The sequence below is a fragment of the Prosthecodimorpha staleyi genome, from assembly GCF_018729455.1.
In the GTDB taxonomy this organism is placed as follows: domain Bacteria; phylum Pseudomonadota; class Alphaproteobacteria; order Rhizobiales; family Ancalomicrobiaceae; genus Prosthecodimorpha; species Prosthecodimorpha staleyi.
This window is the reverse complement of the sequence record NZ_JAHHZF010000015.1, coordinates 128,466-154,728: the sequence shown is the minus strand read 5'-3', so window position 1 is coordinate 154,728 and position 26,263 is coordinate 128,466. Positions and strand designations below refer to the sequence as shown.

The 26,263-nt window shown below is 71.6% G+C and carries 21 protein-coding genes and 1 riboswitch; of the genes, 4 read left to right on the top strand and 17 right to left on the bottom strand.

Features of this window, described 5'->3' with window-relative positions:
• Positions 1 to 3: 3 nt before the first annotated feature.
• Genes KL771_RS25555 through KL771_RS25545 form a run of 3 tightly spaced genes read right to left on the bottom strand, consistent with a single transcriptional unit; the run spans position 4 to position 4,445 of the window.
• A complete protein-coding gene (locus tag KL771_RS25555) occupies positions 4 to 1,572 on the bottom strand; it encodes a hydantoinase B/oxoprolinase family protein (protein WP_261971335.1) in 1,569 nt (522 codons plus the stop codon).
• Positions 1,573 to 1,584: 12 nt separating this feature from the next.
• Positions 1,585 to 3,648, bottom strand: coding sequence for a hydantoinase/oxoprolinase family protein (locus KL771_RS25550; protein ID WP_261971334.1), 2,064 nt, complete (start codon positions 3,646 to 3,648; stop codon positions 1,585 to 1,587).
• Positions 3,645 to 4,445 carry an IclR family transcriptional regulator gene (locus KL771_RS25545; protein WP_261971333.1) on the bottom strand — a complete coding sequence of 267 codons (801 nt, stop codon included), beginning with the start codon at positions 4,443 to 4,445 and terminating at the stop codon, positions 3,645 to 3,647. The genes KL771_RS25550 and KL771_RS25545 overlap by 4 nt, the downstream gene beginning before the upstream one ends.
• Positions 4,446 to 4,700: 255 nt before the next feature.
• On the opposite strand from KL771_RS25545, the gene KL771_RS25540 reads away from it, so the two are divergent.
• Positions 4,701 to 5,600, top strand: coding sequence for an HNH endonuclease (locus KL771_RS25540; RefSeq protein ID WP_261971332.1), 900 nt, complete (start codon positions 4,701 to 4,703; stop codon positions 5,598 to 5,600).
• 1,298 nt (positions 5,601 to 6,898) lie between these two features.
• On the opposite strand, the gene KL771_RS25535 is transcribed toward KL771_RS25540, so the two are convergent.
• The 13 genes from KL771_RS25535 to KL771_RS25475 all read right to left on the bottom strand — a co-directional run bounded on the left by KL771_RS25535 (position 6,899) and on the right by KL771_RS25475 (position 20,718).
• Positions 6,899 to 8,455, bottom strand: a complete 1,557-nt coding sequence (locus KL771_RS25535) for a vWA domain-containing protein (protein WP_261971331.1) — start codon at positions 8,453 to 8,455, stop codon at positions 6,899 to 6,901.
• Between the two features lie 268 nt (positions 8,456 to 8,723).
• Complete coding sequence (gene cobM, locus KL771_RS25530) at positions 8,724 to 9,497, bottom strand: precorrin-4 C(11)-methyltransferase (protein WP_261971330.1); 774 nt, start codon at positions 9,495 to 9,497, stop codon at positions 8,724 to 8,726.
• A complete protein-coding gene (locus tag KL771_RS25525; protein WP_261971329.1) occupies positions 9,494 to 9,916 on the bottom strand; it encodes a cobalamin biosynthesis protein in 423 nt (140 codons plus the stop codon). Before KL771_RS25525 ends, cobM begins: the two co-directional genes overlap by 4 nt.
• Positions 9,913 to 11,154, bottom strand: a complete 1,242-nt coding sequence (gene cbiE, locus KL771_RS25520) for a precorrin-6y C5,15-methyltransferase (decarboxylating) subunit CbiE (RefSeq protein WP_261971328.1) — start codon at positions 11,152 to 11,154, stop codon at positions 9,913 to 9,915. Before cbiE ends, KL771_RS25525 begins: the two co-directional genes overlap by 4 nt.
• Entirely contained in the window at positions 11,151 to 11,966 is an 816-nt protein-coding gene (gene cobJ, locus KL771_RS25515) for a precorrin-3B C(17)-methyltransferase (RefSeq protein ID WP_261971327.1), read from the bottom strand. The genes cbiE and cobJ overlap by 4 nt, the downstream gene beginning before the upstream one ends.
• Positions 11,963 to 12,736, bottom strand: coding sequence for a precorrin-2 C(20)-methyltransferase (locus tag KL771_RS25510; RefSeq protein ID WP_261971326.1), 774 nt, complete (start codon positions 12,734 to 12,736; stop codon positions 11,963 to 11,965). The genes cobJ and KL771_RS25510 overlap by 4 nt, the downstream gene beginning before the upstream one ends.
• Positions 12,733 to 13,380: a precorrin-8X methylmutase gene (locus KL771_RS25505; protein ID WP_261971325.1), complete on the bottom strand. Its 648-nt coding sequence runs from the start codon at positions 13,378 to 13,380 to the stop codon at positions 12,733 to 12,735. The genes KL771_RS25510 and KL771_RS25505 overlap by 4 nt, the downstream gene beginning before the upstream one ends.
• Entirely contained in the window at positions 13,377 to 14,684 is a 1,308-nt protein-coding gene (cobG, locus tag KL771_RS25500; protein WP_261971324.1) for a precorrin-3B synthase, read from the bottom strand. The genes KL771_RS25505 and cobG overlap by 4 nt, the downstream gene beginning before the upstream one ends.
• Positions 14,681 to 18,202: a cobaltochelatase subunit CobN gene (cobN, locus tag KL771_RS25495; RefSeq protein WP_261971323.1), complete on the bottom strand. Its 3,522-nt coding sequence runs from the start codon at positions 18,200 to 18,202 to the stop codon at positions 14,681 to 14,683. Before cobN ends, cobG begins: the two co-directional genes overlap by 4 nt.
• Positions 18,203 to 18,239: 37 nt before the next feature.
• Positions 18,240 to 19,286 (bottom strand): cobalamin biosynthesis protein CobW, encoded by a 1,047-nt coding sequence (gene cobW / locus KL771_RS25490; protein ID WP_261971322.1) that lies wholly within the window; start codon positions 19,284 to 19,286, stop codon positions 18,240 to 18,242.
• Positions 19,283 to 19,711, bottom strand: a complete 429-nt coding sequence (locus KL771_RS25485; protein ID WP_315901526.1) for a DUF1636 domain-containing protein — start codon at positions 19,709 to 19,711, stop codon at positions 19,283 to 19,285. Before KL771_RS25485 ends, cobW begins: the two co-directional genes overlap by 4 nt.
• Positions 19,704 to 20,495: a CbtA family protein gene (locus tag KL771_RS25480; protein ID WP_261971321.1), complete on the bottom strand. Its 792-nt coding sequence runs from the start codon at positions 20,493 to 20,495 to the stop codon at positions 19,704 to 19,706. Before KL771_RS25480 ends, KL771_RS25485 begins: the two co-directional genes overlap by 8 nt.
• A gap of 13 nt (positions 20,496 to 20,508) precedes the next feature.
• The gene (locus tag KL771_RS25475; protein WP_261971320.1) at positions 20,509 to 20,718 is read right to left on the bottom strand and encodes a CbtB domain-containing protein; all 210 of its coding nucleotides are present in this window, start codon (positions 20,716 to 20,718) and stop codon (positions 20,509 to 20,511) included.
• A 33-nt stretch (positions 20,719 to 20,751) separates the two neighbouring features.
• Positions 20,752 to 20,970: riboswitch (cobalamin riboswitch) on the bottom strand.
• Between the two features lie 133 nt (positions 20,971 to 21,103).
• On the opposite strand from KL771_RS25475, the gene cobO reads away from it, so the two are divergent.
• From cobO to KL771_RS25460, 3 genes are all read left to right on the top strand, one after another.
• Positions 21,104 to 21,718, top strand: a complete 615-nt coding sequence (gene cobO / locus KL771_RS25470; RefSeq protein ID WP_261971319.1) for a cob(I)yrinic acid a,c-diamide adenosyltransferase — start codon at positions 21,104 to 21,106, stop codon at positions 21,716 to 21,718.
• A complete protein-coding gene (cobD, locus tag KL771_RS25465; RefSeq protein WP_261971318.1) occupies positions 21,718 to 22,806 on the top strand; it encodes a threonine-phosphate decarboxylase CobD in 1,089 nt (362 codons plus the stop codon). The genes cobO and cobD overlap by 1 nt, the downstream gene beginning before the upstream one ends.
• An 81-nt stretch (positions 22,807 to 22,887) precedes the next feature.
• Entirely contained in the window at positions 22,888 to 24,738 is a 1,851-nt protein-coding gene (locus KL771_RS25460; RefSeq protein WP_261971317.1) for an SPFH domain-containing protein, read from the top strand.
• A 78-nt stretch (positions 24,739 to 24,816) separates the two neighbouring features.
• Here the strand turns inward: KL771_RS25460 and KL771_RS25455 are convergent, their stop codons facing one another.
• Positions 24,817 to 26,136, bottom strand: a complete 1,320-nt coding sequence (locus KL771_RS25455; RefSeq protein ID WP_261971316.1) for a sensor histidine kinase — start codon at positions 26,134 to 26,136, stop codon at positions 24,817 to 24,819.
• Between the last annotated feature and the right edge of the window lie 127 nt (positions 26,137 to 26,263).

Below are 26,263 nucleotides of genomic sequence, written 5' to 3'. Positions count from 1 at the left end.
CCCTCATTCCGCCGGGCCGAAGCCGCCGCCGCCGGGTGTCTGCAGCAGCACCGTGTCGCCGGGATTCATCGACAGCTTGCGCGCCTGGCTGACCGGTTCGCCGTTGATCAGGAAGCGGCCCGCCGCCCCTGGCTCGCCGCCGCCGATGCCTTCCGGACCGTCTTCCATGCGGCTCGGCACGGCATTCAGCAGCCAGGGCTGGTCGGTGTTCATGTGGAAGCCGATCGACTGGCCGTCGCCGCCGCGCATCCGGCCGGCACCGCCGGAGCCGCGGCGCAGCTCCTTGCGGTCGAACACGATCGGCATCGAGGCTTCCAGGATCTCGACCGGCACGGCCGCGACCCCGGTCGGGTAGCAGGTCGCGCTCGGCCCGGGCTTGCCGGCGCGTGCGCCCATGCCGCCCGAATAGTTGAACATCGACGAGGTGAAGGCGCGTCCGTCCGAGCGTTTGCCCTGGATCTGGATGGTCCAGACCGCGCCCGAGCCCTCGGCCAGCACCCGGTCCGGCATGACCTGGTGCAGCGCCTTCAGGATCGGCATCGGCACATACATGCCGACGACGTGGCGCGCGTTGACCGGCGCCGGATACTCGCAATTGATGATCGAGCCGAGCGGGGCGCGCACCTCGATCGGGGCGAGCGAGCCGGAATTGTTCGGCAGCTCCGGGTTCAGGCAGGAGCGGACCGCGAAGGTCGAATAGGCGTGGGTATAGTTCAGCACCACGTTGATGCCGGTCGTGGTCTGCATCGAGCTGCCGTCGAAATCGACCACGACATGGCCGGCCTCGGCATCGATGGTGACCGCGGCCTTGAGGGTGATGATCTCGCCGCCGGGCACGTCGAAGCGCGAGACGCCGTGATAGGTGCCGGGCGTCAGCTTGCGGATCGCCGCGCGGGTGGCCTCTTCGGAGCGGCGCAGGATCTCGTCCGACAGCCCCTCGATATCGGCGAGGCCGTGCCGCTCGCACAGCGCGACCAGATGCTCGGAGGCCGTCCGGCCGGCCGAGACCTGGGCGGCGAGATCGCCGAAGACCGCGTCCGGCGTGCGCACGTTGCGGCGGATGATGTCGTGCAGCACCGCATTCGGAACGCCGCGCTCGTAGAGCTTGAGCGGCGGGATCCAGAGCCCTTCCTCATGCACGTCGCGGGCGCCGGCGCCGATGCCGTAGCCGCCGATATCGGTGTGGTGGATGGTCGAGCCGACCCAGCCGATCACCGCCGCGCCATTGAAGATCGGCGTCAGCGTGGTGATGTCGAAGAAGTGCCCGGCCGACAGCCAGGGATCGTTGGTGATCAGAACGTCGCCCGGCTCGACCTTGCCGGTGAACAGGCCGGCCAGATGTTTGCCGGCAAAAGCGAGCGAGTTGATGTGGCCGGGCGTGCCGGTATTGGCCTGGGCGACCATGCGGCCGCGCTGGTCGAACAGCGCATAGGCGAGGTCGCCGGCCTCGCGCACGATCGGGCTGAAGGCGATGCGCTGCAGCGCCTTGGCGCGCTCGGTCACCATGCCGATCAGGTTCGACCAGAGGATTTCGAGCTCGACGGCGTCGATACGGGTGAGATCGCGGGTCATCGGGCGTGGTCCTCAAGCCTTGGTGGCGACGATGCAGCCGACGGGGTCGATGGTGGCGCTCCAGCCCGGCGGAATGGCCGTGGTGGTCTCGCGCTCCTCGATGATCGCCGGGCCCTCGATGGTCTGGCCGACGGCGAGGTCGGCCCGGTTCCAGACGGCGACCGGCTGGTCGTCCTGCCAGGCATGGACCGGGCGGACGCGGCGCGGCTCGCCGGCTGCGGCGGCCGGGCGGCCGGCGGCATGGAAGCGGATCGGCGGGCCCTCGACGACCACGCGCCAGGTGACGATCTCCATCGGCACATGCGAGGGATTTACGCCGTAGAGGACGCGGTAGTCCTCGGCGAAGATCGCCGCGATGGCGGCCACGTCGCGGGTCCGGCGCGGATCCTCCGCGAAGGTCACCGGCACCTCGTTCTGCTGGCCGGAATAGCGCATGTCGGCGCCGATCCGGATGCGCATCTCGGCATCCGTGCAGCCGGCCTCGCGCAGCGCCGCGCGGCCCTCGCGCTCGAGATCGCCGAGGATGCGCTCGACGCGCGCCCAGTCGACCGCATCGAGTCGGACCAGGTCGGAGCGGACCAGATCGAGCCGGACCGGCGTGACCAGCGTGCCGAAGGCCGACAGCACGCTCGACTGCGGCGGCACGATCACGGACGAGCTCTGCAGCAGTTCGGCGACCCCGCAGGCATGCAGCGGGCCGGCGCCGCCGAAGGCGAACAGCGGCAGGCCGCGATAGTCGACGCCGCGGTCGGTGGCGTGGCTGCGCGCCGCATTGGCCATCGCCTCGGTGACCACCCGGTAGATGCCGCGCGCGGCCTGCACCGGCGAGGCGCCGAGCGCGCTGCCGAGGCGGGTGAGCGCGGCTTCGGTGGCGGCGCGGTCGAGCTTCATCTCGCCGCCGAGGAAGTTGTCGGCGTCGATCAAGCCGAGCATCAGGTCGGCGTCGGTGACGGTGGCGCCCTGGCCGCCGCGGCCGTAGCAGGCCGGGCCCGGATCGGAGCCGGCGCTGTCCGGGCCGACCTTGAGGAGGCCGAGATCGTCGATGCGGGCGATCGAGCCGCCGCCGGCGCCGATCTCGATCAGGTCGATCGACGGCACCGTGACCGGGATGCCGCTGCCCTCCTTGAAGCGATAGCGGCGGTCGACCTCGAACAGGCCGGTGACCAGCGGGGTGCGGTTCTCGATCAGGCAGGCCTTGGCGGTGGTGCCGCCCATGTCGAAGGACATCAGCCGGTCGATGCCGAGGATTTCGGCATAGTGGCAGGCGGCGAGCGCCCCGGCGGCCGGTCCGCTCTCGATCATGCGCACCGGATTGCGCCCGGCCGTCTCGGCGCCGACGACTCCGCCGGAGGAGAGCATGATCAGCGGCGTCTGGCCGATGCCCTCCTGGTCGAGGCGGGTGGTTAGCCGTCTCAGGTATGGCAGCGAGATCGGCATCGCATAGGCGTTGACGGTGGTGGTCGAGGCGCGCGGATACTCGCGGATCTGCGGCGCCACGTCGGACGAGGTGCAGACGAAGACATCCTGCAGCAACCGCGCCAGCGCGCCGGCGACCTTGGTCTCGTTGGCCGGATTGGCGAAGGAATTGAGGAAGCAGATCGCGACCGAATGCGCGCCCGACGCGCGGATCGCCGCCGCCAGGGCCTCTATCTCGGCCTCCTCCGGCACGCGCGTCACGGTGCCGTCGGCGAGCGTGCGCTCGGCCAACCCGAAGGTCAGGTGCTCGGGCACCAGCGGCTCGGGGAACTCGATCTGCGGATCGTACATGTCGTAGCGGTGCTCGTTGCGGATCACGAGCACGTCGCGGAAGCCCTCGGTGACGACCAGCGCGGTCGGCGGCCCCTTGCGCTCGATCAGCGCATTGGTGACCACCGTGGTGGCGTGGACGACGACGCCGTTCACGTCGCCGGCCTGGATGCCGGCCTTGGCCAGCACCGCATGCACGCCGCCGAAGAAGCCGCGCAGCAGGTCGTCATGGGTGGTCAGAGTCTTGTCGACGGTGAGCGAGCCGTCGGACTTCCTGAGCACGATATCGGTGAAGGTGCCGCCGATATCGACGGCCAGGGAATAGGTCATGGCTTCGCGCTCCAGCCCAGTTGCCGGGAAATGTCCTGCGCGGCGGCGAGGACGGCCCGGATCTGGGCCTCGGTGGGGGGTGAGGGGATGAACTGCGTCGGCCCGGCAATGGCGAGCGAGCCGACCTGCTCGCCGCGATGGTCGAAGACCGGCGCGGCGAGGGCGTTGACGGCGATGACGATCTCGTCGGGCGCGGTGGCCCAGCCGCGCGCCCGGATGGCCTCGATCTCGCGCCGGAGCGCGGCCGGATCCGTGATTGTGTGCGTGGTCCACTGGCGCAGCGGGCCGGCGAGCGCCGCCTCGCGCTGCGCGGCCGCCCCGAATGCGAGCCAGACGCGGCCATGCGCGGAGGCGTGATAGTCGAGCCGGGTGCCCGGCCGGGTGCCGAACTCGATGACGGTGCGGCCCTGGATCAGTTCCAACACCACCACGCCGCCGTCGTCCATGCGCCCGCACAGCGTCACCGCCTGGGCGGTCTCGTCGCGCAGGCGCACCATCACGTCGCGCGCCGCCGTCATCACGTCGAAGCGCGACCGCACGGCCTCGCCCCACATGACGAGCTTGACGGCGGGTTCGTAGCGATCGGTTTCCGGGTCCTGGCGCACCAGCCCGTGTCGGCCGAGCGTGACCAGATGGCGATAGACGGTCGACTTCGACGCCCCGAGCGCCGCCGCGATCTGCGCGAGCGCCTGGGGCCGGCTCTCGCCGACCAGAAAGTCGAGCACCCGCAGCGCGAGATCCAGCGTGCTGGTCCCCCCCGCAACCTTGCCCGACGCGTCGTCCGCCTCGGTCGTCATCCGTTTCCGTCCCGGTCATTTCATTATTTGAAACGACGTTTTGTTATTTGAAAGGAAGGTAAGATGACCGTGGGCGGGTGTCAACGGGGGAGATGAGGGGAAAGGCGTAGGGGTGGGTGCGGCCGTCTTGATGACATAGGGGATTGTTCGTTATCAGCCGTATCAGGCGCTGAAGCCTTGGGACTTTCTGTGAAGAAGACCGTTCGATATCGCGAGGGATGTTCCTTCGCCTAAGGACTGGGCTAGGGTTGCGCCATGGGATTCGGCGTCTTTATCCACCGTACCGACTCGATCTACGACGACAGTCCGGCTGAGCGTTACCAGTTCCCGCCTCAGTATCTGGGGCGGGTGGAAGCCTGTGTGGCTAACTGGATCGTCTATTATGAGCCAAGCAAAGTGGCGGACACACGCGGCTATTTCGCCATCGCCAAGGTCGAGCGCGTGGTGCCAGATCCAATCACACGCGGTATGTTTCTGGCACTGATTGAACCGGGCAGCTATCTCGACTTCGCAAGTTCGGTGCCCTTCAGGGATGGCGAGGATCTCGTCGAGCACGGGCTTTTGAATGAGGACGGGAAAATTTCAGGGCGCGCTCAGTGGGCGGTCCGCCCATTGTCGCCTAACGATTTCGATCGGATTCTCGCGCGTGGCCTGGACGTTTCCGAACCGCTGCTGCCAAGGACCGACGCGGACCGGCCGCAGGACGGTTTCGGCGAAGATCAGGCGCCTTTCGCTTTCGAGGAAAGCCGCGAGCGCGTCAGTTTCCTGTCGTCGCGGATCGTTCGGGATCGCGTCTTCCGAAGCGTGGTTCTGCGTGCTTATAACGAGCGATGTGCGATCAGCGGCCTGAAATTGATTAATGGGGGCGGACGGGCGGAAGTGGCCGCAGCGCATATCAAGCCTGTTCAGGCAGGCGGTCCCGATATCGTCGGTAACGGCCTTGCGCTTTCAGGCACTGCCCATTGGATGTTTGATCGTGGCCTAATCAGCTTGGCGGATGATCTGGAAGTCTTGGTATCCCGACAGGCCAACGACCCGGATAGCGTGCGCGCTTTCGTCAACCGAAGTGGTCGCGCCATCGTACCGCAGCGAGCATTCGAACGCCCGCATCCACATTTCCTTAGATGGCATCGCGAACACTGTTTCAAGCAGTGACGGCTAACACTTCGCGGACGCAGCATTTCGCCAAGACCGCGGCTGGCTTAGCAATTCCGGCGGCTAGGCCGTGACGACGAGGGGGACGAAACGTGGCTTCGGGCTCCGGAGAGCCGTCGGCCCCTGCTCTACCGCTGAGCTACGGGCCACCCGAGGGTGGACCCGGCGGGATTCGAACCCGCGACCCGGTCAGCACAATGATGGAGTTTCGTCGGCATTCGTCACGGCCCGGCGGCCGGAATCGGGATGCGGGTGCGAAAGGAGCCGCGGCGACGAGAGGCGGCGGGGTTAACGCCGGCTGGCCGAGAGCACAATGGTGCCGGTCGGGCCGGGTGGCCCGATCGAACCGTGCTGCCGGCAGTCGGCGTGAGGAGTCGAACCTCTCGCCCTGGGGCTTACCGATGAAGTCCCGCCTGCATTCGCCGCGGCCCCCGAAGACGCCGCGCATTCCAGAAAAAGTGGCCGAGACGACGAGGGTTTGAAGGAATCGCACATGACGCTCTATCCGCTGAGCTACGGCCCGTTGCCGGTCCGGCGGGATTTGAACCCGCGACATTCACGTTGGATGGAGTTCCTTCGGCATTCGTCTCGGCCGGATATCAGTCCGAACCGGTCGGAGGGACGAGTCAAGGCACGGGACCGTCGTTCACCCAAAGAATGGAGTCCCATGCCGCATTCCCTCCGCCCGGTTCGGGCCGTCGTCGCCTTCGCGTCCGGACTGGGCGTGCGGACGCGAAGGCCAGGCTTCGAATTTGCGGGCCGGCGCCACCCCGGTCATCCGGATCGGGTGATCCGGATGCCGGGCGGGCGCGAGGCCGCGCGCGAGAGCAAGCCGGGAGGACGAGTTCGTTCCGGGGACTATGGTCCTTGGAGCGATGGAGTCCCCGGAGGCATTCCCCCCGGCTTGTTCGGTCCTGCCGGGCGAACCCGGCGGGGGTTGGTTGACGGTCGGCCGGCGGTTCGTATCAGTCGTCCGGCGGGTGCCGGCCGGTTCGGATCGGACGGCCGGCCCCTATCGCCGGGCGGTTGGGAGCGCGGCCGCCGGGATCGCCGGGGATCCCGGGCGGCAGGGCTCGGAAAGAGCGGATCGGGGGGACGAGTCGATACCCTGGGACTTTGGATCGTGAGAAGCGATGGAGTCCCCGGAAGCATTCCCCCCGGCCGTCCCCCCTGCCGGGCGGACCCGGCAGGGGCTTGTCGATGGCCCGACCGGCCGGGCGATGCCGGGCGGTCGGCCCAGCTGGCGGATGCCGGCGGCGTCTTTGGGTGGTCCGGCCGATCGGCATCGGCCGGCCGGGTCAGAGCTTGGTCGCCTCGATCTCGCGGACCCAGTGGTCGGCGGCGGAACGGCCCTCCATGAAGGCGCCGATCGTCTCGAACACCGCGTCGGAGAAGCCCCCGACATTGAGGATGTCCGGCCGCTCGACCGCCTGGGTCGTGGCGTTGGGCTGCAGGTCGATGCACACCAGCTTGGCGTCCTTGTTGTAGGACTTGAGCCGGGTCCAGGCCTGCATCACCGCCGTCGAGCCCCGCGCCTCAGCGGCGTCGACCCAGGACTCGTTGTCCGAGACGAGCACCACCAGATCGACCTTGGCATGCCGCTTGACGAGCAGTTCGAGCGGGGCCGAGCAGTTCGTCCCGCCGCCGCCGATCGCCGCCAGCTTGGCCGCGTTGGTGGTCACCGTGTCGCGCGGATCGAGCCGGAGCTTGATCACGTCGACCTCGAACGGCAGCACCTCCGTGTCCGGGTTGGCGCGCAGGAAGGCCGCCGCCACCAGCGCCGCCACGTCGACGCAGCGCACCGCCGTGGTCGAGCCGCGGCGATAGCCGGTCACCGGCGAGGACATCGACCCGGACACGTCCGGGCAGACGACCACGCGCCCCTTGACCTTGGGCACGTTGGCGATGGCGATCTCCAGCGCGTCCTGCAGCGCCGCCACGATCGGCTCCGGCGCCGTTCCGGCCACCATGGCGTGCGCCGCCATGAGCTGGTAGGGCAGCGCCCGCGCCCGGCGGATTTCGGCCGGGTCGGCCAGCCGGCGGGCGATCCGCTCGACCATGCCGGGCCGTTCGAACACGCCGTGGCGCGCGAAGGTGGCGATGTTCATGCGCAGCATCTGCCAGCCCCCGCGCTCCGCGATCGCCGCCCAATGCGCCGCGGTCAGCGGCAGCGAGGTCAGCATCTGGAACGGCACCTCCGGGACCTCGAGCGAGGGATCGCGCTTGAAGGCCTCGAAGGCGGCGACGAGCGGCGGCAGGGCCGCCACGTCGTAGGGCTTGCCGATCAGCCAGGCGTAGAAGGCGCGCCGTCCGGCATCGGCCGGGCGGGGATGCACCATCTTGACCACGTCGGCGAGCGACGGATCGGCACCGACCGCGGCACGCATCAACTCGACCTCGGAGGCCTGTTCGAGCCAGGCCTGGACCATCCGCTTCGGCCGCGTGCCGAGCGACTTCCGACCGACCGCCCCGGAGCGCATGATCTGCACGAAGGTGCGCAGCATGCGGCCGTTGTCGATCGTGCGGACGAAGGCCGGCGCGAACAGGTCGGTCGCCATCGTCGACAGGAGCGCGACCAGGAGCGCCGGCATGTCCTTCATCGCCCCCTTGCGGCGGGCATAGACCGCCGTCTTGGCGATGAAGGTCGCGTCGACCTCGCGGGCCAGCGCCAGGATCGCGTCGAGCTGCTCCTGGGCATCCGCATAGAAGGTCGCGTTCAGCGTGCCGGTGGCGGCGAGCTGGGCGAGGCGGTGGCGCGGCGACAGCTCATAGGCCGGCGCCCCGTGCCGATTTTTGGCATTCGCCTTCGGGATCAGCTTCCCGAGATAAGATGCGAACAGGGACTTGTTGGCCATGACACGATCTCCTTCGGTCTGTCATGCCCCTCTATTGCGAGCCGCGTGCCAGACCGGATCGGCGTTATCGTGAATTTTTCAAGCCATTGAAAAGATGAGAAAAACGAATTCGTGATCGACGTCAGAGCCGTGATGGCTTCCGGGGTCGCAGGTGAAATGCGAGACGTGAGGATCGTGATTTATATGATTGTATAAGCCCTCCGACGCCGGTCCGTCGTCGCCGACTGCCGACTGCCGACTGCCGACTGCCGACTGCCCCTCCGCCGGCTCACCCCTCGCCCGGCCCGCCGCGGCCGCGGTAGCGGCGCTGGTAGCCCGGGTCGTAGAGGGCGCTCTCGCGGAACTGGCCCGCGTCGAGCACGCGGCCGACCAGGATCAGCGCGGTGCGCTCGATCGGGTCGGCGGCGACGGCTGCGGCGATGGTGGCGAGCGTGCCTTCGAGGATGCGCTCGTCCGGCCAGGAGGCGCGGTAGACGATCGCCACCGGGCAGTCGGGCCCGTAATGCGGCAACAGGTTCTCGACCACCTCGGCGAGCGCGTGGATCGAGAGATGCACCGCCAGCGTCGCCCCGGTGGCGGCGAAGCCGGCCAGCGTCTCGCCGGGCGGCATCGAGGAGGCGCGGCCGGGCGTGCGGGTCAGCACCAGCGACTGGCCGATCTCCGGCAGCGTCAGTTCGCGCTTCAGCGCGGCGGCGGCGGCCGCGAAGGCCGGCACGCCGGGCGTCACCGTATAGGCGACGCCGAGCCGGTCGAGCCGGCGGATCTGCTCGCCGAGCGCGCTCCAGACCGACAGGTCGCCGGAATGCAGCCGCGCGACATCCTGGCCGGCCGCGGCGGCGCGGACGAATTCCGCCTCGATCTCGTCGAGCGACAGGGGCGCGGTATCGACGATGCGGGCGCCGGGCGGGCAATGGCCGAGCAGGGCCGCCGGCACCAGCGAGCCGGCATAGAGGCAGACCGGCGAGGCGGCGATCAGGTCGCGGCCGCGCAGGGTGATCAGGTCCGGGGCGCCTGGCCCGGCACCGATGAAGTGCACCGTCATCTGCCCCTCCCGTCCGCCACCGCGACCGCGCAGGTGATCCCGTCCGAGGCCATGCGCGGCACGATAAGCCGCGCGCCCGGGCCGGCGCCGGCGAGCGCGGCAGTCTCGGCGATCGAGGGCACGCCGAACAGCTGCACGACGCGTTCCGACCGGGTCACGGCGCCGTCCGAGACGGCTTCGAGCGCATTGCGCGGCAGGAAGACCAGCGCCAGGCCGAGCCGCGCGGCCGCCTCGACCAGACCGGTCTCGGCCCGCTTCTCCACCGCCGTGAACACCGCCGCGCCGGCCGCGAAGCCGGACGCTTCGGGAAGCGCGCGCGCTGCCGCCAGCGCCCGCTCGATCAGCGCTGCCGCGGCCGGTCCCTGGACCCCGCTCCGGCAGCCGATGCCGATCGCCAGCCTCGCCCCGCGTCCGCTCATGGCTTCTCCATCCGCCATTGCACCACCGGCATGGCCGGCCGCCAGCCCAGAAACCCGCCGAGCGGCTCGGCCCGCGCCACCTGCAGCATGACGAGCTCGCCGCCGCGCCGCCGCCGCTCGTCGGAAAGCCGGGCCTGCGCCTCCAACGTGACGCCGTTGACGACCAGCCGCCCGCCCGGTTTGAGCGCCGCGAGGCACGCCTCGATCACGCCGTCGGCCGTGGCACCGCCGCCGACGAAGATCGCGTCGGGCGCCGGCAGGCCGTCGAGCGCCGCGGGGGCCGCGCCGTCGACGATGTTCAGGCCGGGCACGCCGAGTGCGGCCGCGTTGCGGGCAATCCGCGCGGCGCGGTCGCGTCGCGGCTCGATCGCGATCGCGGCGAGGCTCGGATCGGCCAGCATCCATTCGATGCCGACGGAGCCCGAGCCGGCGCCGACATCCCACAAGAGTTCGCCGCGCCGGGGCGCGAGTGCCGACAGCGTGACGGCCCGGATCTCGCGCTTGGTGATCTGCCCGTCGCTCTCGAAAGCCACGTCGGGCAGGCCGGCCGTGCGCGGCACGATCCAGGCGCCGGGTCCGGCGACCACTTCGAGCGCGACGGTGTTGAGCGGATCGACGCCGTCGAGATCGAAGCCGGCCGCGGTCGTCGTGCGGATGCGCTCGCGCGGGCCGCCGAGACATTCGAGCACGGTCAGGCGCGTGTCGCCGAGGCCGCGGGCGGCGAGCGTCGCGGCGATACGGCCGGGCGTGGTGCCGTCCCAGCTGAGCGCCAGGATGCGGGTGCCGGGCTGAAGGGCCGGGATGATGCGCTCGAAGCTGCGCCCGTGCAGCGACAGGAGCGTGCAATCCTGCTGGCCCCAGCCGAGCCGCGCGGCGGCGAGCGCGAAGGCGGACGGCGCCGGCAGGCAGAGCATCTCGTCGGCCGGCACATGGGCGGCAAGCGTCGCGCCGACGCCATAGTGAAACGGGTCGCCCGAGGCGAGCACCACCACCCGGCGGCCGCGCCAGGCGAGAATGTCCGGGATCGCGTCCGTGAGCGGCGATGGCCAGGCGCGGCATTGCGGGCCGGAACCGGCGGGCCGATCGGGATCGAGCCCGGCGAGACGCAGGTGGCGGGCACCGCCGACGACCAGCTCCGCGTCGGCCAGCAGGCGCCGTGCCGTCGGCGCGAGGCCGTCGAGCCCGTCCTCGCCAAGGCCGATCAGGGTCAGCCAGCGCCCCGGCGTGGCCTCGCTCACCGGGCGCCCCCGGCCTGGCGCGGCGTGTAGAGCCAGGGATCGCGGCCGGGCCGGTCGATGAGGCGGGTCTCGCTGGAGCCGATCATCACCAGCGTCGCCATGTCGGCGAGGCCCGGGTCGGCGCTGCCGAGCGCGGCGATGCGGATGCGTTCGTCCGGCCGGCCGACCGCGCGCGCGAAGGCGACCGGGGTCGCCGGGTCCTTCAGGCTTCTCAGATGGTCGAAGGCCTGGAAGATGCGGTCGGGCCGGGCCTTGGAGGCGGGATTGTAGAGCGCGATCACGAAATCGCCCGTCGCCGCGGCGGTCAGCCGGCGCAGCACGAGGTCCCAGGGCTTCAGGTTGTCGGACAGCGAGATGGCGCAGAAATCGTGGCCGAGCGGCGCACCGAGCCGGGCGGCGGCCGCCTGCATGGCGCTGATCCCGGGATCGACCTCGATATCGAGCGAGCGCCAGGCCGCCGGGCCGGCCTCGATCGCCTCGAACAGGGCCGCCGCCATGGCGAAGACGCCCGGATCGCCGCCGGAGACCACCGCGACCGAACGGCCCGCCGCGGCGAGTTCCAGCGCATGGCGGGCGCGGTCGATCTCGACCCGGTTGTCGCTGGCATGGCGGATCAGGCCGGGCCGCTCGGGCACCCGGTCGACATAGGGGCCGTAGCCGACCAGATCGGTCGCCGCCTCGAGTGCCTCGGCGGCTTCGGGCGTCAGCCAGCGCGCCGGGCCGGGACCGAGGCCGACGACGCGCAGGCGACCGGCCGCAGGAGAAACAGTTGCCGGAGCATTGTCCGCCGAACCCGCAGAGGCGCCGGTCACGGCCGCCTCCCGTTTCCGGGCACGAGCAGGATGGAGAAATAGGGCGCGTCGTCGTCGGGCTTGTCGGCGAGCCGCATCACGGTTTCGCCCGCCATGGTACCGCGTTCGACATAGACCGCCTCGCCGTCGCGGCCGGCTTCGGCGAGCGCGCGCCGGACTTTGGCGAAATGGCTGCCGAGTTTCATCACCACGGCCGCGTCGGTCGCCTTCAGCCGCTCGACCAGGGTCGCCTCGGGCAGCGTGCCGGGCAGCACGGTGAGCACGTCGTCGCCCCAGGTGATCGGGCTGCGCGCCGCCGTCCAGCAGCCCGACATGCCGGTGACGCCCGGCACGATCGCGATCGGGAAGCGGCCGTCGAGGCGCACGAAGAGATGCATGAACGAGCCGTAGAACAGTGGATCGCCCTCGGCGAGCAGCGCCACGTCGCGCCCCGAAGCGAGCACCGCGCTGAGCCGGGCGGCGGCCTCCTCGTAGAAGCCGCCGAGCTCGCGCCGGTAGCCCTCCTCGGCGAAGCCGATCTCGGTCGTCACCGGATATTCGAGCGGCATCTCCTCGACGCCGGGGGCGAGCCAGGAATCGACGATCGTCCGGGCATTGCCGCGCCGGCCCTTCTTGGCGAAATAGGCAACCACCGGTGCCGCGCGGATCAGCCGGACCGCCTTGACGGTCAGAAGCTCCGGATCGCCCGGGCCGAGGCCGATGCCATGCAGCGTGCCGACGGTCTGGCCGGGCGCACGATCGGGGACGAAGGCGGGATCGAAAAGGTTCATTCCCGCTCGCTCGCCACCGCGTTGACTGCCGCTGCCGTCATGGCACTGCCGCCCTTGCGCCCGCGTATGACCAGATAGGGAACCCGCCCGTCCGCCATCAGAGCCTCCTTGGATTCCGCCGCCCCGACGAAGCCGACCGGCATGCCGATCACGGCGGCCGGCGGCGCCACGCCCTCGTCGAGCAGGTCCAGGAGCCGGAACAGCGCGGTCGGTGCATTGCCGATCGCCACCACGGAACCCGGCAGCCGCTCGCGCCAGAGTTCCATGGCGGCAGCCGTGCGGGTGTTGCCGATGCGACGGGCGAGGTCGGGCACGGACGGGTCGTCGAGGGTGCAGACGACGTCGTTGTCGGCCGGCAGGCGCGACCGGGTCACGCCGTTGGCGACCATCTTGGCATCGCACAGCACCGGCGCGCCCGCGGCGAGCGCCGCCTTGGCGGCCGCGACGGCGCCTGGAGAGAAGGCCAGATCGGCGGCGATCTCGACCATCCCGCAGGCATGGATGATGCGCACCGCGACCTTCTCTTCGTCACCTGAGAAGCGCGCCAGATCCGCCTCGGCGCGGATGATCGCGAAGGAGCGGTCGTAGATGGCCTGTCCGTCGCGGATATGGTGGTCGCGGGTGGCGGGTCGATGGTCGGTCATGGTCGGCCCTTGTCGGCCAGAGCGGCGAGCCGTGCAAGCACGTCCTCGGCCGAGAGGGCGGATTCCTGGGGGCTCTGGTCGGCCGCGCCGTTCAGCACGAGATCGTAGCCGGCTTCCCGGCCGACCAGCGTCACGGCGGAGGGGCCTGGCCGCGCGCAGCCCTTCGGACAGCCGGAGACATGCAGGCGCACGCCGCCGCCGGGCAGGCGCGCGGCCGCGGCGGCGAAACGGGCGGCATCGGTCCGGGCGGGCTGCAGGCCGGAGGAACAATCCGGCCGACCCGCGCAGGCGACCACGGCGAGGCGCGCATCCTGCGGCGTCGTGACGATCCCGGCCCCTGCCGCTGCGGCGAGGGCGGCCGCGCGCGCGGCCACCGCGATGCCGGATAGGACCACGGTGCGGCCGGGCGTCAGGCGGAGGTCGCCGTCGCCGAAGCGGCGCGCGAGATCGGCGAGCGCGTCGAGCTGGTCGGCGTCCCAGCGCCCGAAGGGGGCGGCGAGCAGCAGGAAGCCGCGCCCGTCGCGGGACGGCAGAGGATGAAACCCGACCACCGGCGCTGCGCCGCGCTGCGGGGCAGGGGGTGGTGCCTCGATCGGCGCGAGCCCGGCCGCACGGACCAGGGCCGGCGCGCCGATCCGGGCGAGGAGGGCGGCGAGGCGCCGTTCCTCCGGCTGCCGCAGGGCGAGATAAGCCTGCGCCAGGGCGACGGCGGCCGCCCCGGCTTGGGCTTCCGGCACGATGGCCGCCGGAACGGCCGTGGCGGCGCTGCCGCCGAGCGCGATCAGGACCCGGCTGTCGGGCAGCCCGGTCAGGCGGATATCCGTCGCGGTCCCGTCGAGCGGGAAGAGCCCGCCCTCGTCGACCAGGAAACCGAACTTGCCCGGCAGGGCCTTGAGCGTCGGGTCGGCGCCGAGCCGTCGTTCCAGATCCTCGGCGATCGCCGCGCCGTCGACCGGCGCGGTCGGGTCGCAACCGGCGAGCGGGCTCGGCACGATGTTGCGGATCGCCTCCGCCTCGGCATCCGCGTCGAGGAGGCCGAGATCGCCCAGGGCAGCGATCAGGTCCGGCCAGGCCCGTTCGGTCACCCCGCGCAGTTGCAGGTTGGCGCGCTGGCTCTGGTCGACGAGCCCGTTGCCGTGGCGCCGGGCCAGTGCCGCCACCGCGGCGAGGCGGTCGGCCGACAGGCGCCCGCCAGAGATCCGCAGCCGCACCAGGAGCCCGTCCCCGGTCGCCATCGGCCGGAGTGCGCCCGGGCACCAGCCCTTGACGCGGTGGGGCAGGGGGGCTGGGGATGCATGCGTCATGCGGCGTCCCCGGTCAGTTCGGAGAGGAGCGCGAGCGGGGCGTTGCGCCGGCATTGCCAGTAGCCGCGCCGGCGTGCCGACGCGAAGGTGCGGGCGATGGCGTGGGCGGCAGCCGGGTTGGCGGCGAGCAGGAAATCGCGCACCGCGTCGTCGCCGAGCGTGGCGTCGTAGACGAGATCGAACTGGCGGCTGGTCACCGCCTCGGTGGTCGCCGCGAAGGCGTAGAGATTGCCGACCGTCTCGGCGATCTCGGCCGCGCCGCGATGGCCGTGGCGCATCTGGCCGGCGATCCAGCGCGGATTGATCGCCCGCCCGCGCACCACCCGGGCGATCGCCTCGCCGAGCGTCCTGACCTTGGCCGGACCGGGGCCGGTCGTGTCGGCATGGTAGAGCGCCGGGTTGGCGCCGAGCGAGGCGGCGGCCGCGGAGAAGCCGCCCTCATGGGTCGCGAAGGCATCGGAATCGAGGATGTCGCGGTGCCCGTCATCCTCGACATGCACGAAGGCATCGGCGGCCGCGACACGGTCGCGGAACCGCTCCGGCTCGGCGACCCCGTCGTGGCCGGCCCCATAGGCGAAGGCGGAGGCCGACAGGTAGGCGGCGCCGAGATCGGCGCGGTCGGCGAAACCTTCGGTCTGGATGCGATCGGACAGCCCGGACCCGTAGGCGCCCGGCGCGGCGCCGAAGATGCGGGCGGCCTCGGCCTCGCCGGCGCGGCGGGCGGCGGCGAGGGGATTGAAGTCGTCGTCCTCGTCGAGGCCGGCGACCGCACGGGCGGCCTCGTCGAAGAGCGCGATCTGGGCCGGGAACACGTCGCGAAACAGGCCGGAGATCCGCAAGGTCACGTCGACGCGCGGCCGGTCGAGCCGGGCGGGCGGCAGGATCTCGAAGCCGGAAACCCGGCTCGAACCGGGATCGCGCACCGGCCGGACGCCCAGATAGGCGAAGGCCTGGGCGAGATCGTCGCCGCCGGTGCGCAAGGTCGCCGAGCCCCACAGGTCGACGAAGATCCGGCGCGGCCATTCGCCGTGCTCTTGGGCGTGCCGGGTCATCACCTCCGCGGCGGTACGGCTGCCGATCTCCCAGGCGGTCGCGGTCGGGATCGCGCGCGGGTCGACGGCGGTCAGGTTGCGCCCGGTCGGCAGCACGTCGAGCCGGCCGCGCACCGGCGCTCCGGCCGGGCCGGGCGCCACGAAGCGGCCCGCAAGCGCCGCCAACAGGGCGGCCGTCTCGGCCGCGGCCGAGCGGTCGAGCCGGTCGGCGACGGTCTCGGGCGTCGCCCCGGTCGCCTCGGCGAGCAGCGCGACCGTGCTGCGGCGGGGCTCGCCCGCGGGCGCGCGGCCATAGACATGCAGGCCGTCGCCGATGCGCATGTCCTTCAGGTCGCACAGCCAGGCATCGAGCCGGGCCAGCGCCTCGCGCGGTTCGATCTCCGGCCCGATGCCGGCCTCGCCGGCCAGTCCCGTCTCGCGGGCCTTGTCCAGGATGGCGGCGGCGAGACGGCGCGCGCGGCGCGGATCGAGCCCCTGCGCCTCGGCATATTCGTCGAGCAGCGGCTCGATCTCGGCCGCGGCGCCATGATGGCCGGCGCGGGCAAGCGGCGGGGTCAGGTGGCCGATCGTGACAGCGCCGATCCGCCGCTTGGCCTGCGCGGCCTCGCCAGGATTGTTGACGATGAACGGGTAGATCACCGGCACCGGCCCGGCGAGCACGGCCGGCGCGCAGTCCGCCGCCAGGGCGACCGACTTGCCGGGCAGCCATTCCAGCGTGCCGTGGGTGCCGAGATGGACCAGCGCGTCGATCCGGAAGACGTGCCGGAGCCAGAGGTAGAAGGCGACATAGAAGTGGCAGGGCGGCAGGTTCGGATCGTGGTAGTCGCTCTTGCGCGCGCCCGAACGCCCGCGATCCGGCTGCACCGCGGCGACGACCGCACCGGCGTTCTCCACGACGCCGGTGCCGGCAACCGCGTCGGCGCCGAGCGTCCGGAACCGGAAGGCGCCGCCGGCCGCGGCCGGGTCCTCCGCCGGATCGCCCCAGGCCGCCGTCACGCTGGCGCGGAAGTCCGCCGGCAGGGCCGCGAACAGCCGGCGATAGGTGTCGAGGTCGAGCGCGGGGCCTGCGGGCGTGGCCGGCGGCTCGGCGTTTTGCCCCTCCGGCTCGCCCCACCGGCCCTCCAGGGCGGCCAACCGGCCTTCCAGGGCGGCCATCAGGTGGTCGTCCGGCGGGAAACCCGCGGCGCGATAGCCGGCACCCGACAGGCCGGCCACGATGGCGGCCAGGCTCGCCGCCGTGTCGAGGCCGACCGCATAGCCGGTGCGGCCGCCCTTGCCCGGATAGTCGGACAGCACGATCGCCACTCGGCGCGCGGCCGGCGGCTTCGCCCCGAGGCGCGCCCAGGCGGCGGCGAGATCGGCCGTGAAGGCGATGCCGTCGGGCTCGGGCCGATGGCGCACGATGGCGAAATCGAGCCCCGGCACAGGCGCTTCCGACGCCTTGAACGAGACGGCGCGCGCCAGGATGCGCCCGTCCAGTTCCGGCAGGACGACATTCATGGCCAGATCGGCGGCGCCCAGCCCGCGGCGGTTTTCCGCCCAGGCGGCGCGCGGGGTGGTCGGCAGGATGGCCTGCAGCACCGGCACGCCGGCCCGGTCGAGCACCGTGCCGTCGGCGGCCTCGGGCGCTGCCGCAGACGCAGAATCCGCGTCGAGCCGCGCCGAAGCGCCGGCATCCAGCCGCGCCGAGAAGGCGGTGGTGTTGACGATCACGGCGGGGGGGCGGGCGGCGATCTCGGCCGCGACGGCCTCGATGGCGCGCGGGTCCTTCAGGCTGGTCACGGCAAGCGTGGCGACCGCGAAGCCGCTCGCCTGGAGCGCGTCGGCCAGGGCCAGGAGCGGGGCGGTGTCGCCGGCCAGCAGCTGCGAGCGATAGAACACGACCAGCGCGCGCGGGGCGTCCGGGGCGGGAGCGTCCCGGCAGGCCGCCGCGAAGGGGCCGGCCGCCGGCACCGGCACCGGCGGGGCCCAGGGGCGCGGCCGTCCGGCCTTGTCGGCGAGGAAGCCGAGCAGCGAGGCCATGTTGTCCGGGCCGCCCTCCTGGAACCAGGTCCAGATGCGGCCGAGATCGTCGGGCGGCAGCGTCGAGGCCCGCTCGAGGCGCAGATCCGGCAGATGGTCGCCGGGCACGACGGCGAGCGCGATGCCGCGGGCACGGGCGAGCACGGCCAGTTCGTCGACGCCGTAGCGCCAGTAGTCGGCCCCGCCCAGGCAGCGGACCACAATCACGCGGGCGCCCGCGCAGGTCTTCTCCAGATAGAGGTCGACCGAATAGGGGTGTTTCAGGCGGCCGAGCGCGGCCAGGCGCAGGCTGGGCAGTTCCGGGACGGCTGCGGCGGCCGCCGCGACCGCGCCGAGATCGGAATCGGAGAAGGACAGCACGACGATCTCGCCCGGGGACTGGCCGAGATCCACGGCCGCCTCGGTTTCATCGAGCGAACGCACGTCCTCCGCGACGAGATGCACCGGTCCTCCCTCTCCCCGCCTGTCGGCGATGCGGGCGTCAGGCGGCGAGCGCCGCCTCGATCGCCGCGCGGTCGATCCCCTTGCGGCCGATCACCACCAGCCGGCTGCGGCGCGCCTCGCCGGTCGCCCAGGCGCGGTCGAAATCGCGCCGAAAGCGCGTGCCGACGCCCTGCACCAGGAGCCGCATCGGCTTGCCGGCGACCGCCACGAACCCCTTCATGCGCAGCACGTCATGGGCGGCGGCGATGTCGGCGAGCCGCGAAACCAGCGCGGACGGGTCGACGGTCTCGGCCAGTTCGACGACGAAGCTGTCGAAATCGTCGTGGTCGTGATCGGCCTCGCCGTCGTGATGCGACGGCCGTGCGGCGAGATCGTCCTCCGCGGCGGCGCCGAGGCCGAGCAGCACGGCGGCGTCGATCTTGCCGTCGCGGGTCGCCACGATCTTGACCGCGCGCGGGATGGCGGCGCCGATCTCCGCGCCGATGCGGCCGACCTCGTCGGTGGCGATCAGATCGGCCTTGTTGAGGATGATCAGGTCGGCGCACAGGAGCTGGTCCTCGTAGACCTCCTCGAGCGGATTGTCGTGGTCGACGGCCTCGTCGGCCGCCCGCTGGGCCTGCACGGCCTCGGGATCGTCGGCGAAACGGCCGTCCGACACCGCCGCGGCATCGACCACCGCGATGACGCCGTCGACGGTCAGCCGCGCACGCACCGGCGGCCAGTCGAAGGCCTTGACCAGCGGCTTCGGCAGGGCCAGGCCCGAGGTCTCGACGATGATGTGGTCCGGCCGGTTCGGATGGGCGAGCAGCGCCTCGATGGCCGGCACGAAGTCGTCGGCCACGGTGCAGCACAGGCAGCCATTGGCCAATTCGACAATATTCTCCTCCGGGCAAGATTCGACCCCGCAGGCCTTCAGGATCTCGCCGTCGACGCCGACATCGCCGAATTCGTTGACGATCAGCGCCAGCCGGCGGCCGCGCACGGTCTCCAGAACGTGCCGGATCAGCGTGGTCTTGCCGGCACCCAGGAACCCGGTGACGATGGTCACCGGAACCTTGGCGAGAGAAGGCGTGGGAGGGTTCATTCTGCGGCCTCGGCGGGGGCGGGGATGGGCGGGATGCGGGCGACGACGCCCTTTTTCAGCGCGTCGGGGCGTTCCTTCCAGGGGATCAGCCCGTCCGGCGCGGCGCGATACTGTTCGGCGGCGGCGAGGATGCGTCCGGCCGCCGCGTCGGTGGTCTCGGCGAAATCGCCATAGACGTAGGTCCACTTGCCGGGCGCTGAGAACCCGATCGTGACCGGGCGCTTGCACACGCTCAGGCATTCGACCGGCAGTACCGTCACACCCGGCGCGCCCTCGGCGGCGGCCGCGAGCGCACGGGCCAGGCGGGCGCCGGAGCGCTCGTCGCGCGGTTCGCCGGGCTCGTCGGCCCGGCGACAATTGGCGCAGACCAGGATGGTGACCGTCGTGTCGACCATGTCGCGCCCCTTCTCGCCCTGGTCAGGCACGGTGCGCCGACCGCTCCCAGATCATGCCGACCGCGCAGGCAATCAGCATCCACATCGCGGCCGTCAGTGCCAGCGAGGAGGCAGCGAAGTGGGCCGCCAGCTCGGCCGGGACCGTGCTCTCGTACTTGGCCGGATGCGGCGCGCCGACCAGATGCGGGATCGCGATCAGGATCAGGCTGCCGATCCGCGCCCCGATCGAGTGCAGGCGGAGCAGGCCGTAAAGGCCGGCCGCGCTCGCCGCTGCAGCGCCGATCCACCAGACCTGGCGGGCGACCAGATCGCCGGCCGCCGAGCCCGGCAGTTCCGGGGCGAGCCCCAGCCCGGTCGCAAGTCCGGTCGCCGCGAAGGCCGCCGCGCCCCAGCCGACCGCGCTGCGCACCGTGATCCGGTCGCCGGCGATCAGCATGCCGGCGATCAGCACCAGGGCCCAGCCGATCGAGGTCAGGATGGTGGCCAGCGCGGTCACCGCCGTGCGCTGCCAGCCGTCCTCGGGCTTCCAGCCCTCGCCGGCCTCGGCCGGGGCGGCGCTCGCATCGGTCGCGGTGGCGGCCGGCGTGCCGTGATTGTGGGCGACCCGCACCGAACCCTCCGGCAGGGCACGACCGGCCAGGACATCGCCGACCGAACCATGGCCCGGCACGGCGCCGTGCTGGTGCGGGGTGGCGGTCTCGTAGGTCTCCGCCACCAGAATCAGGGGCGTGGTTGTGACGTGCTGCAGGACCGCCGTCGCAAGTCCTGCCGCGAGGCCGGCCAACAGGCCGACCCACAGCACCCGTCCGAGCATGACGATCAGGCCGTCAGTGGCAGGGGAAATTCATGGCGTGGCGCGAATCGTGCGCCGCGTTGTGCAGCAGCTCCGGATGCGCGAAGCCGGTCGTGAAGACCAGCGCGAGGCCCATCAGCGCGGCGACCGCGGCGGCCTTGAGGGCGGCAACGCGATCGAGACCCGATTCGGCGAGGCCGGTTTCGGTGCTGGCGGTCGTGGCGGCGGCGATGCTGACGGTCATGGTCTTCTCCTCTCCGCCCCTCCGGCGGACCTGGATGGATCGGATGCGCCGGCAGGTCTCCTGGCTTGCGGGTCGTCGCCGAGGCCGCCGCCTTCCCGACCCCGAGGGACCAGTGGCGTTCGGCGGCACAGCTCACCGCTTACAGTTGCGGGGGCAGCTGCGGGTTCGCCCGTCGAGCCGAGGCCCTTCCGGGATCACCGCATTCCCTTTTCACCCTCGTCCGAATGAGGGACCAACGCATCGTCGTTTATGAGCGCCGCATCCCGTTCCTGTCAATCGTCCCCGAAGCCCCGATCCCGCGATGCCGGCGTTGCGACGGGTCGCGTCGCCTGCCGGCTTGCCGGGGCGGCGGCGTCGTGGTCTTCAGGCAGGCGAGGAGACCGCCATGACCGATGAGACCGAGGACGAAGCCCGCCACCGCGCCAAGATGGCCAAGCGCAAGGCGGTCCAGGATGCCGAGGTGGCGTCCAAGACCATCGCCGAAAAGGGCCTGCTGATCGTCCATACCGGCCCCGGCAAGGGCAAGTCGACGGCCGCCTTCGGCCTCGTCATGCGCGCGCTCGGCCATGGCTGGACGGTCGGCGTGGTGCAGTTCATCAAGGGCGCCTGGGACACCGGCGAGCGGCATGCGCTCGACCGCTTCGGCGAACAGGTGCGCTGGCATTCGATGGGCGAGGGCTTCACATGGGAGACCCAGGACCGCGCCCGCGACGTGGCCGCCGCCACCCGCGCCTTCGACAAGGCGCGCGAGTTGATGGCCGATCCGGCGATCCGCCTCCTGGTCCTCGACGAACTGAACATCGCGCTCCGCTACGACTACCTCCCGCTCGCCGAGGTGATCGAGACCCTGAAGGCCCGCCGGCCGGATCTGACGGTCGTGGTCACGGGGCGCAACGCCAAGCCGGAGCTGATCGAGGCGGCCGACACGGTCACCGAGATGACCCTGGTCAAGCATCACTTCGCCGCCGGCGTGAAGGCCCAGCAGGGGATCGAATTCTGATGGACAGTATCGGGGAGGCCGGCGGGGCGGTCGCGTCCGACGCACCGGGCGCGTCAGGCGCGGTCGTGCTTCACGGCGGCGATCTGGCGACTGCCCGCCGCCTCCATCCTCAGGCACCGGAACCGTGGATCGACCTCTCCACCGGCATCAATCCGGTGCCCTATCCGGTCGGCGCGATCGCCGTCGAGGCCTGGACGCGCCTGCCCGGCCGGGACGCGGCCGACCGGCTGATCGCCGCGGCCCGGGTCGCCTATGGGGCCGGACCGGAAACCGCCATCGTGGCGGCGCCCGGCACGCAGGCCCTGATCCAGCGTCTGCCGGACCTGCTGCCGGGACCCGATGTCCGCGTCCTCGGCTTCACCTACCAGGAGCACGAGGCGGTCTGGCGGCGGGCCGGGCGCCGGGTCGAGCGGGTCGCCGAGGCTCCCGCGCTGGTCGGCGCCGATGTGGCCGTGATCGTCAATCCGAACAATCCGGACGGCCGGCTGATCGCGCCGGCGGCGCTCGCGGAGATCGCGCGCGCCGTCGTGGCGGCCGGCGGCACACTGGTGGTCGACGAAGCCTTCATGGACGTGATCCGGCCCGAACCCGGATCGTTTCCGGCCGGCCTCCTGCCGCTCCGGCCGGCGGGGACCTTGGTGCTGCGCTCCTTCGGCAAGGCCTATGGGCTGGCCGGCCTGCGCCTCGGCTTCGCGCTCGGCGATGCCGCGCTGGTCACACGCCTCGGCGCCGCCCTCGGCCCCTGGGCGGTGCCGGGGCCGGCGCTCGAGATCGGGGCGCGGGCACTCGCCGATCGGGCCTGGCTCGAAGTCGCCACCGCGCGGCTGGAGGCCGATGCGGCACGGCTCGATCGCCTGCTCGTCGGAGCCGGCTGCACGATCGTCGGCGGCACGCCGCTGTTCCGGCTCGCCCGCCATGACGACGCGGCGAACCTGCATCACCGGCTCGCGCAGGCCGGCATCCTGACCCGCGCCTTCGCCGAGCCGACCTGGCTGCGCTTCGGCCTGCCCGGATCAGAAGCGGCCTGGACGCGGCTCGCGGCTGCGCTCGCGGTCCGACCGGGCGCCGGGAAGCATGCTTCAGAATGAATGTCTGCATGCGTTGCGTGAGCGTCGTAACGTCAGCATAGTCTGATCCCGGGGGATGCGGTCTTCGGGAGAGACCCGGCCATGATGTGGATTTTCTCGGGCTCCGTCGCCATTGCGATCGGGCTCTATCTCTTTTTCCGCCACGGCTCGGCATCCGACACCGGGCGTGCCGCGGCGGGGCCGCAGAACCCGGTGCTGGCGCTGATGGCCGGCCTCGGGCGCGGCGTGATCGGGCTCGGCTTCATCGCGCTCGGCCTCCTGATGCTGGCCAACACATCCTTCGTTTACGTCGCGGCCGATCAGGTCGGGCATCTCAAGCGGGTCTATGCCTTCCAGGAGCTGCCGCCCGGCCATGTCGTCGCGCTGCCGGGCCAGAAGGGGCCGCAGGCGACCGTGCTCGGCCCCGGCTTCCACGTCATCCCCTTCGTGCGCGTGCTCTACCAGATCGAGGAACTGCCGCTGGTCGACGTGCCCGAGGGCTATTACGGCCAGGTCACCGCGGTCGACGGCGCGCCGATGCCGGCCGGCATGTTCATGGCGCCGACCATCCCGGACGACCGGCTCGCCGAGATGCTCGATGCGGAGAGCTTCCTGCGCAAGGGCGGCTATCGCGGCCCCCAGGAGACGGTGCTGAAACCCGGCTCCTACCGGCTGAACCGCTATCTGTTCGACGTGAAGGTCGACAAGGACACGCCCGCCACGCTGATCCCGGCCGGCCATGTCGGCGTGGTCAAGTCCAACGTCGCGACCCCCGGCGTCGTCTGCCGCGAGGAGCGCGTCACGGCCGCGCCGGTGGTCGGGGGGCAGGCGACGCCGGCGGTGGTGCAGGTGCCGAGTTCGGAGAGCCTGTCGGTGCCGCTGGTGCCGCGCGGCTGCGTCGGCATCTGGAAGGAGCCGCTGCTGCCCGGCGCCTTCTACATGAACAAGCGCGCCTATGAGGTCACCCTGGTCGATACCCGCGTGCAGACCTGGGAGTTCAAGGGCGGCTACCTCAAGCGCGCGGTCGATCTGTCGGTCGACCAGCAGGGCAACATCCGCCAGAACGAACGCTCGTCGAACGAGCCGGTGCCCCAGAGCGCCGCCGACCGCGCGGTCTTCGTCAAGATCGAGGGCTGGGACATCCCGATCGAACTGCGCGTCCTGGTCCAGGTCGATCCGCAGGACGCACCGATCGTGGTCGGCAGCGTCGGCGGCCTGCGCGAGATTGAGGACCGCATCCTGGTCCCGGCGATCCGCTCGGTGGTCAGGACCGTCTCCGGCTCGGCGATCCGCGTGCCCGTGCGCAACGCCGACGGATCGCTGGCCCAGCCGGCGCGTTTCGAGGTCCGTTCCACGCGCGTGCTCGACCTGATCGAGAACCGCGAGGCGATCGAGCAGACCATCGCGTCGATCATCCGCGTGGAAGGCCGCAAGGCCGGCGTCGACATCCGCGAGATCCGGCTTGGCGAGCCCTCCATCCCGCCCGAAATCCTGATCCCCCGGCTGCGCCAGCAACTCGCCGACCAGCTGTCGCAATCCTATGTCCGCGAGACGGCGGCCCAGACCAAGCGCATCGAGACCGAGCAGGCGCGCGCCACCGCCAACGAGCAGCCGCGCCTGGTGGAGAGCCAGATCGCCGTGCAGGTCGCCGGCCAGCGCGAACAGGAGCGCGAGGCCCTCGGCCGCGCCGAGCGCAAGTTCCTGGAAGAGCTGGCCAAGGGCCAGATGGCCCAGGCCGGCGTGCTCGGTCAGGACCGGGTCGCCATGCTGCAGGCGCTCGAGAAGGTGCTGCTGACCCTGGAACGCAAGCCCGAGATCGTCGGGCTGATCTCCCGGCTGGTGCCGCAGACGGTCGTCACCTCGGATGGGTCGGGCCTGTCCGGAGCGGCGGCGATTCTCGGCGGGGCACTGTCGGGCGCGCAACGCGGTGGGGCTCCGGCCGCTAAGCCCTGATCGCGCTGAAACGGGCGGGGCGGCTTTGGCCGATTTGAAAGTCGCCGGGGGACAACCCTTGGCCCGAACGGGGGCGGATCACTCCGCCTCCGCTGCGCTCCCGCTGCGCGGCAGTTCGACCCGAACGGTCAGGCCACCGCCCGGCGTCTCCGACAGCGCCAGCGTGCCGCGGTAGCTGGTGACCAGATCGTCGACGATGGAGAGGCCCAGCCCCGATCCCTGCACGGTCTCGTCGAGCCGGATGCCGCGCTTCAGCACCGCCTCGCGCCGGGCCTCCGGCACGCCGGGCCCGTCGTCGGCGACGACCACCTCGATACGCTCGCCGGCCGCCAGGGCGCTGACCTCGATCCGGCTGACGGCCCATTTGCGGGCATTGTCGAGGAGATTGCCGAGAATCTCGTTGGCGTCCTCGGGATGCAGCGGCGCCGTCAGCCCGGGCGGGATCTCGACCAGCCAGTCCAACTCGTCGCCACGCGGCAGGCGCTGCATCGCGCCGACCATGCGGTCGAGCGCGCGCGAGAGATCGAGCCGGTTCAGATAGGGCACCGCGGCGGCGCGCGAGCGGGCGAGTTCGCGCTCGACGAAGCGCGACAGGCCGGCGACCTCGATGTCGATCGCGTCGGCCGCCTCGGTCTCGCCGCGCTCGCGCAAGGAGCGCGATTCGGCCGACAGCACGGCGAGCGGGGTCTTCAGGCCATGGGCGAGGTCGCCGGCGCGTGCGCGGGCCCGCTCCACCGCCTGTTCCTGCGCGTCGATCAGCCCGTTCAGCTCCTCGACCAGCGGCAGGACCTCGTTCGGGAAGGCGCCGTCGAGACGGCGGGTCTTGCCGCGGCGCACCTGGAGGACGAGATCGCGAAGATTTTCCAGGGGCTTGAGGCCGACGGTGATGTAGGCCCAGCCGGCCAGCGTCAGGAAGGCGACCAGCACGAACAGGAAGGCGGCGGCTTCGAGCGCGAAGTCGAACACCAAGCCGTCGATCTCGGCGCGGTCCTCGCCGACGAACAGGCGGAAATTGCGCAGGTCGCCGCCCTCCGCCGCCATCGCGACGCGCCGCTCCAGCGTCATCAGCGCCTGGTCGCGCGGTCCCTTCAGTTCGCGCACCTCGCCTTCCGGCGCCTCCGGCGGCACCGGCAGGGTCTGGTCCCAGAGCGAGCGCGACCGGATCTTGACCTCGCCACCCTCGACGATCTGGAAATAGAGGCCCGAGAAGGGACGCACGAAGCGCGGATCGGCAAGGTCGTCGATCACCTCCGGCCCGCGCGAGCCGACGCGCAGGAGCGCCGTCAGCTGGTCGAGATGGGCGCCGACCTCCTGCACCAGCCGGCGCTCGACATGCCGGTCGGCCAGCACGACGAGCGCGACGCCGGCCGCCGCCACCGCGAGGGCGGACGAGATCACGGCCGAGAGAATCAGCCTGAGGCGGAGCGAGCCGGGGACCAAAGGCCGTCCATAGGTGCGGGGTCTGACCGGGATCCGTCGGACCCGGTCGGTTGAGGCTTCAGCGGAAGATAGCCGGGGACCGCAG